This is a genomic window from Thioclava indica (genome assembly GCF_000714545.1).
Lineage (GTDB): Bacteria > Pseudomonadota > Alphaproteobacteria > Rhodobacterales > Rhodobacteraceae > Thioclava > Thioclava indica.
The window spans coordinates 20887-28172 of sequence record NZ_AUNB01000034.1 but is presented as its reverse complement, the minus strand read 5'-3'; the positions used below and the strand labels follow the sequence as shown (position 1 = coordinate 28172).

Sequence of the window (7286 nt, the reverse complement as noted above, 5' to 3'; positions counted from 1 at the left end):
CCTCCGGTAAACTCGGGGCGGTTCACATCTCGGAGGGGGCTTGGTTGCCGCTTCCTGCCGTTACCCTTTTTCCCTCACGTTACGGTCCAAACAAGCACCGCGCGACATTCACACGAACGCCAGCGACTATATATTGCCGTAGTATTTATGGTTGCCTTTGCAAAATAGTGCCAAATCGCGACAAAAACAGCGAAACCATGCTTCCGATGTTCTCTCGAACAATACAACGACCGGAAATTGAGTGACTTGCTCGACCGACCAGTTGTTAATCGTTGAGAACGGGCCGCGCGAGTTGGTTGATCGCTATCCTCGCGAATAGATGTTGCCGCGTCTGCAAACGCGTGCATTTCTCCTCACAAAAACTTGTTGCAGCGTGATTTTCGTCCAAGAATTGATTTTATCCTTTCAGGTTTGGGCGGGACGTCGCAGACGCCCGTCAATCTGTGATTGTTTGCAGGTTGTTCGTAATCTCTCACGCCTTTTCAACTGCGCTCGACCGTGCGTGATTTGCCCGGTTGGGGAACGAAAAAGGGATACAATTCATGACGATGAAATTAGCAGCCGCCTGCATGGCGGGATGTTTTGCACTCTCCGCTTGTATGGGGAGCGGTGACGGCGCGACGGGCGCGATGACCAAGGCTGAGGCAAATGCCGCTTATGCCGATGCCGCTGCTACCGCGAATCGGATTAATTCGGGAGACCTTCAACTCGCGCAAGATCCCAGCGGCACGGCAACGATGACCGGTGCGATGGCCGTCGATCTCCCAGTCGACCCCGGACACGTTTCGCGAGTTGCTGCGGGTCGATTGTCGATGGATGTCGATTTCGACAATGGCAGCGTTACTGGTAAAGCGACGAATTTCGGCGAATATAATAATGCGGGAGACAAACTCGATAGCGTCTCGGGCGCGCTGGACGTGGCCGGCTCGGTTGCCAATTCGCAAATCAACGCAAATGCAACTGGCACGCTCAAGGACAGCGAAAGCAGCGGAGTTGTGGACACGCAGCTGCAAGGCGGCGTCTATGACGACAATGGCACGCTACTATCTGAGGGCTCCGTGAGCGGCACGATTACTGCCGACGGCAAAACCTCGGATCTCAACGGGGTCTATAACGTTTCGCAGTAAATGCGAGTCTGCCCGCTTGACGGGTGTGCGCCGGGGGGAAGCCCCCGGCGTTTTTTTTGCAAGGAATTTCGATGGCTGTTTTCGTGCGGTTGTTCGTGAATTGTCTTGGCATTGCAATGCTCGTGAGCGCGCAAGCAACATGGGCCGAGCAAAGCCGGAGTATCGCGCAATGGACCGCGATTGGCGCGGATCTCTCGGCCCAAGGTCATGGCGTGCAGGCGGTGGTGGTTCTGGGCAACGTGGTGCATGCCGCGCCCAAGTATTCGCCCGCACGCACCACCCTTGATCGCACGCTTGATGCTTTAGGTCCGGTTGCACGCAGCGATATATTTTTGCGCAGTGCGATCCGACGCGATCCGCAAAACGCGGTGGCGTTCCAGACCGCCCTGCTGCGACTTGACCAGATCCATCCGTGGCGGTTCTCGGCGCAGGTGGGGCTGTTGCCGACCACCAATCTTGGGCATTCAGCTTCGGCAAAGTATTTTGTCACCGATATCGGCGTCTTCGACATCAGTGACGGAGCGCAAAAGAAATCGGGGGTCGGTTTTGCTTTCGGCCTGCACGTCGATCGTTATTTTCATAGCACGCTTGGGAATCGCATTCGGCTCCGTGGTTCGCTTTTTGGAAACTGGTATTCGGTGCGCCGACTGCGCTTTCTGGAACCATTGATGTCGCTGCAATACCAAGCGCTTTCAGGTTCAAATCCCTGGCAAGTCGGATTGCATGCAGGGTATGGGTTTTACGACGACCCGCCAGGCGAAACATCGCAAGATTTCACTCTGGTCGGGACGGATGCGCAAAAGACCTTCAGCCTGTCAAATGATCGGACAATCACCCTTTCCGGCAGTGCGCAATATCGCGACTACAAGGAACAACCGACTTTGACTGGCCCTGATTTTTCGAGCGGGTTGAGCTATGGTAGCAGGCTTTCGCAAAAGGTGTATCTTCGCGCCAATGTGCAGTTGGAGCGGTCCGTGCCGCGTGCAGGCTATCAGCGATTTTCTCGGCTTGAACTGAGCGTCGGAGCTACGCGGAGATTGGGCGATACGCTCACCGGAGGGGTAAGCCTTAGCGGCGGGATGCGCATTTACGACGAGGACTTCCCGTTCTTGAATTATGCACGCCGCGATCACGACGCCGCGCTGACTTTCTCGCTCAAGTTTGACAAGCTCTCCGTGTTTCACAGCGCACCGCAACTCAACTGCACGGCAAGGCGTAACGACTCCAATGTGGCGCTTTATAGCTACCATTCCTTCGATTGCGGACTGCAACTCGTTTCGCGGTTTTAAGCGGCGCTTAGCGCGGCAAAAGACCCAGTCTCAGCGCATTGGCGATAGCTTCGCTAGTGGTGTGCGCCCCGAGTTTCTTGCGCAGATTGCTCGTATGCATATCGACGGTCGATGTCGAGATCGACAAATGATGAGCGATAGCGATGCGCAGCTTGCCAGCAGAAGCGAGACCGAGGACTTCGCTCTCGCGCTTGGTGAGCAATGGACGCGTGCTGTTTCCTAGCGGCTTAAAGTCCGGATCAATGAACAAAATGAAACGGGCGGCATGCTCGGTTAGAGGCAAGATATTGATCTGGAACACTGGGCGGAATCGAGTATGGCGGGGACGAAGCATGACTGGTTTCGGTGCAACTGCTGCTGTCGCCGCCCGAAGCCCAGAGAAGAGGTCCTGATTGCAAGGCACCATCGTTAGGTGAAGGCTTTTGTGTATTGTCTTCCACGGATCGAGTTTCCAGCGGGTGCAAAGAACCGTCCGCACCTTGTCATCAACCGATATGATCTTTCCGTCGTCTTGAACATCGCACACCGCAACATCCGCTTTTGAAATATTGGGTTTGGACCTCAATTGTGGCATCGGTGTTTTAATGTGTGTAGGGACTGTGTGTAGGGACTAAAGTATTGTTTAAAATGTTCATTTTAATAAATTATAGTCAATGCACTTAATGCAGAATTGCTTGTTTTCGCTTGTCACAAAGACGTGATGATCGCCCGGTTTATCCATAAAAATATTTATTAAGGAGCGGGCGCGCATAGATGCGGATATCTGAAAATTAATGTGCGTAAGAACTGTTCGTGAGCCTTCCAAATTCCGCCGTCTGCACATCTGCCGCTAATCTAGACTGCAGCATTTTTACGCTCTTCGCCGGACCTACATGAATAACCGCTGCGACTCGGTGGTAGAGGGCGGAAGTCCGCATTGGGATTCCGTTGGCCCAAAGCTGTATAGACACATGCCTCAGTTCCAGGCCGTGCAAGTAGAAAAAGTTAAGCACAATCTTCTGCCTCTGCTCTAACTTTTACTTTCTCCCCCTCCGCCCATTTCCCGACGGCAACCCCATCAGGAGGCCGTCATGTCCATGCATCACTCTATCGACGCATCCGCTGGTGCGTCGGTATCGTCACCCCGCCCCGTCGTGCTGCGTTTCGCGGAGCTGTATCCCCAGCAGCTGAACCGCTATCGGATGCATGGTGATCGCAAGCAGCAGGAAGACCGACTGGACCATGTCGATCCGAGCCGCACAGTGCTGAACGAGCAGATCCTCGGTTCCCCGAACTGGCACAAAGAGCTGACGCAGGCGGTGCGCCTCGCGAGCCTTGAAAATATCAATCAGGAGGTCGAAGGGCTTCGCGCGGCCAAGCGCCGCAAAGAAGCAGATCGGCGCTTGATTGAGGGGCCGCGCGATCCGTGGCGCAAATCGAAATCCGGCCCTTTGCGTGAGTTCATCATCACCGCAAACCGCGAATGGTTCGTTCCCTCGCAGGACGACACCCGCTTTGTCGGGACAGACGAAGAAAAAGAGGCCGCACGGCAGAAACTGATCGAAGAGCGCGAAGCTCAGTTTCAGGACTTGGCGATTGAATGGCTGCGGTCGCGCTTCGGCGATCAGGTTCTGCACGCGCGCGCTGATCGCGACGAAACGACATTCCACATCCATGGAGTCATTGCCCCTTGGACGGAGAAACACTCGAAACGCAGCGGCACACAGCGCCTTATCCAACCCTCGTCTCATCCGCTCTTGAAGGATTACGAGAAGGCGCAGGACGATATCGGCGCATTTTTCGCCTCATTGGGGCTGACGCGTGGAGAACGCCAGGCCGCAGCGCGTCGCAAGGCGAAAAGGGAAAAGAAGAACGACCCGGCCGTCATCATTCCGCGTCGCAAGAAACATGTCCCAGCGCATATCTGGCGTGCAAATGAGGAAGTCCGCTTGGCGCGCGAAAAGGCCAAGGTCCAGGCCGAGAAGAAGAAGCTCGAAGCAAAACGCGAACACTCGGAACGGTTGCTGCGTGATACCAGACGCCAACAAGAAGCTCTGATCGCGGCAACCGAGCGCGCCGAAGCGCGCGAAACTGTCGCGAACGAAGTGATCGAGATTGCCGAGCACGCGGCGACAGGAAACCTCATTCCGGCCGAAAACGACCGGATGACGGTTTCACCACGCGTTCCTGCGAAGTCGCGGGAGCGCGATCGTTTGGAGCGCTTACTATTAGCACCAGGCAGTTCGGCACGAAAACTACTGATCCATCTGGGCGGTGCCTATCGAGCCTTCCGGCAAGGGGCAGCCCAACAGGCCGAAAAGTCTGTCGCTGCGCTGTTGGCTGCGGTCGAGCAGAAGGAAACAGCCCTCGACCAGCTGCGCGCCAAGATGCTTGCGGCGCTCCCGCCGGGCCTGCGAAAATATTTCATCGCAGACACGCAGATCGAAAAACGGGCGATCGAAATCGCAAATAAGGAGTTGAAAAACAACAATAAAAATAATGATCAGAAAAATCGCTGAGTTGGCTTCCGTGCGGGGTGAGGAGCTCCATTTTGCTTATGAACCCGTCGAAAACATAGGAGCACGACATGACCGTTCAAATTCCTCAATCGCAGCAAGATCGCATCTTTCAGAAGTATCTAAGTCTCCAGAACAAAGTCGCACAGGTGGCTGAAAAAGAGCACAAGGCGCAATTGCGTCGGCGCCGTTATGTCATTGACGCCTTCGGCAAGTGGCTCGACAAGACGCCGCGCGATCAGGTCGAGGCCTTTCTCGAAACGCTCTCTGGTGCGTCCGGTGCCGCTGACAGCAAGCGGATTGCGGATTACCTCGCGCAACTACCTCCCGAACCGGAGGCCCCCACTTCGCCCTCACTTGCGGCACCGCAGACCTCGCCGCGGGAAAAGCCTAAGGAGCGTGCAGCGGATAGCGAGGACATCTGATCGACAATCGCCTCTGCCCCGCGCGGCTGATCGCGCACAATGGATCGTTAAAGCCCCCCAGTGTTCTGGCGGGCTTTCAAAATGTTGCCACCCTTAGAAACAAGGCGCTACGATATGACAATCAACGGCCAAGCAAGGCCCCCAGCGCCATTGACCTTGCGCGCGCGCTCTGGCAGGGGAGAGCCAAGCGAGGACCGATATTATGAACCTGTTTTCCGATATTCGCGCCGCAGTGATTGCGGCACTTGATGTGATGGTTGCCGAAGGCGCGCTGCCCGAGGGGCTGGATTACGCCAATGTCGCGGTGGAGCCGCCGCGCGATCCGCTGCATGGCGATATGGCGAGCAATGCCGCGATGGTTTTGGCCAAGCCCGCCAAATCCAAGCCGCGCGACATTGCCGAATCCTTGGCGGCCAAGCTGATCGCGGATCCCCGTATCATCAGCGCGGATGTGGCTGGTCCCGGGTTCCTCAACCTGCGGCTTGCGCCCACGCTTTGGGCCGATCTGACGCGCGATGTTGTGCAGACGGGCCCCGCATATGGGCGCTCGGATTTGGGGCAGGGCGTTAAGGTCAATGTCGAATATGTCTCGGCCAATCCGACCGGGCCGATGCATGTGGGCCATACGCGCGGCGCGGTGTTTGGCGATGCTTTGGCGAGTCTTCTGGATTTCGCGGGTTATGACGTCACGCGCGAATATTACATCAACGATGGCGGCGCGCAGGTCGATGTGCTGGCGCGTTCCGCCTACGAGCGCTATCGCGAGGCTTGCGGTCTTGAGCCGGAAATCCGCGAGGGGCTGTATCCGGGCGATTACCTGATCCCGGTGGGCGAGGCGATCAAGGCGAAATACGGCCGCGATCTGCTGGATAAGCCCGAAGAGGATTGGCTGGTCGAACTGCGCGGCTTCGCGACCGAGGCGATGATGGAGATGATCCGCGGCGATCTGGCCTCGCTTGGTGTGAAAATGGATGTGTTTTCATCGGAAAAGGCGCTTTATGGCACGGGGCAGATCGAGGCGGCGCTCAAGCGTTTGCAGGATCTCGGCCTGATCTATGAAGGTGTGCTTGAGCCGCCCAAAGGCAAGCTGCCCGAGGATTGGGAGGAGCGCGAGCAAACGCTGTTCCGCTCGACGCAGTTTGGCGATGACGTGGACCGTCCGGTGAAGAAATCGGACGGCTCCTGGACCTATTTCGCCCCCGACATCGCCTATCACTGGACCAAGATTGAGCGCGGCTTTGATCTGCTGATCGACGTGTTCGGAGCCGATCACGGTGGCTATGTGAAGCGGATGAAAGCGGCGGTTGCGGCGCTGTCTGAGGGGCGGGTAACACTGGATATCAAGTTGATCCAGCTTGTAAAACTGTTCAAGAATGGCGAGCCCTTCAAGATGTCCAAACGCGCGGGCACTTTCGTGACGCTGCGCGATGTGGTCGAACAAGCGGGCGCGGATGTGACCCGTTTCCACATGCTCACGCGCAAAAACGATGCGCCGCTCGATTTCGACTTTGCCAAGGTGCTGGAGCAATCCAAGGATAACCCGGTTTTCTATGTGCAATACGCCCATGCGCGGGTCTGTTCGGTGCTGCGCAAGGCGGCTGAGGCGGGCTGGGACATGTCGGATGCGCGTCTCGCCAAGGCCGATCTGCCTACCGACCTGCACGAGGCCGAGCTGTCGCTGGTCAAGAAAATCGCCGAATGGCCGCGTTTGGTCGAGATTGCCGCGCGCGCCAATGAACCCCATCGCGTGGCGTTTTATCTGTATGATCTGGCGTCCGACCTGCACAGCCTGTGGAATCGCGGCCATGACGATGCGTCGCTGCGCTTCCTGCAAGACGGGGATGAGGCCGCATCTTCGGCGAAAATCGCCCTCGCGCGTGCCTGTGCCGTTGTTATTTCCTCAGGTCTTGCTATTCTTGGTGTAACTCCGGCTGAAGAGATGCGCTAACG

6 protein-coding genes are annotated in these 7286 nt (G+C 56.7%); 5 read left to right on the top strand and 1 reads right to left on the bottom strand.

All coding sequences use genetic code 11. The annotated features are described in order from the left end of the window. Nucleotides 1–542 precede the first annotated feature (542 nt). Entirely contained in the window at nucleotides 543–1127 is a 585-nt protein-coding gene (locus tag DT23_RS11560; protein ID WP_156023935.1) for a hypothetical protein, read from the top strand. Between the two features lie 71 nt (nucleotides 1128–1198). Beyond that, nucleotides 1199–2416 (top strand): surface lipoprotein assembly modifier, encoded by a 1218-nt coding sequence (locus DT23_RS11555; protein ID WP_038131407.1) that lies wholly within the window; start codon nucleotides 1199–1201, stop codon nucleotides 2414–2416. A gap of 7 nt (nucleotides 2417–2423) precedes the next feature. Here the strand turns inward: DT23_RS11555 and DT23_RS18625 are convergent, their stop codons facing one another. Continuing rightward, nucleotides 2424–2981 (bottom strand): response regulator transcription factor, encoded by a 558-nt coding sequence (locus DT23_RS18625; RefSeq protein WP_162177235.1) that lies wholly within the window; start codon nucleotides 2979–2981, stop codon nucleotides 2424–2426. Nucleotides 2982–3486: 505 nt separating this feature from the next. Here DT23_RS18625 and DT23_RS11545 point away from each other — a divergent pair. The 3 genes from DT23_RS11545 to argS all read left to right on the top strand — a co-directional run bounded on the left by DT23_RS11545 (nucleotide 3487) and on the right by argS (nucleotide 7284). Further along, entirely contained in the window at nucleotides 3487–4914 is a 1428-nt protein-coding gene (locus DT23_RS11545; RefSeq protein WP_038131406.1) for a plasmid recombination protein, read from the top strand. Between the two features lie 68 nt (nucleotides 4915–4982). Continuing rightward, the gene (locus DT23_RS11540; RefSeq protein ID WP_038131405.1) at nucleotides 4983–5336 is read left to right on the top strand and encodes a hypothetical protein; all 354 of its coding nucleotides are present in this window, start codon (nucleotides 4983–4985) and stop codon (nucleotides 5334–5336) included. 202 nt (nucleotides 5337–5538) lie between these two features. Continuing rightward, a complete protein-coding gene (gene argS, locus DT23_RS11535) occupies nucleotides 5539–7284 on the top strand; it encodes an arginine--tRNA ligase (protein WP_038131404.1) in 1746 nt (581 codons plus the stop codon). The last annotated feature ends 2 nt before the right edge of the window (nucleotides 7285–7286 follow it).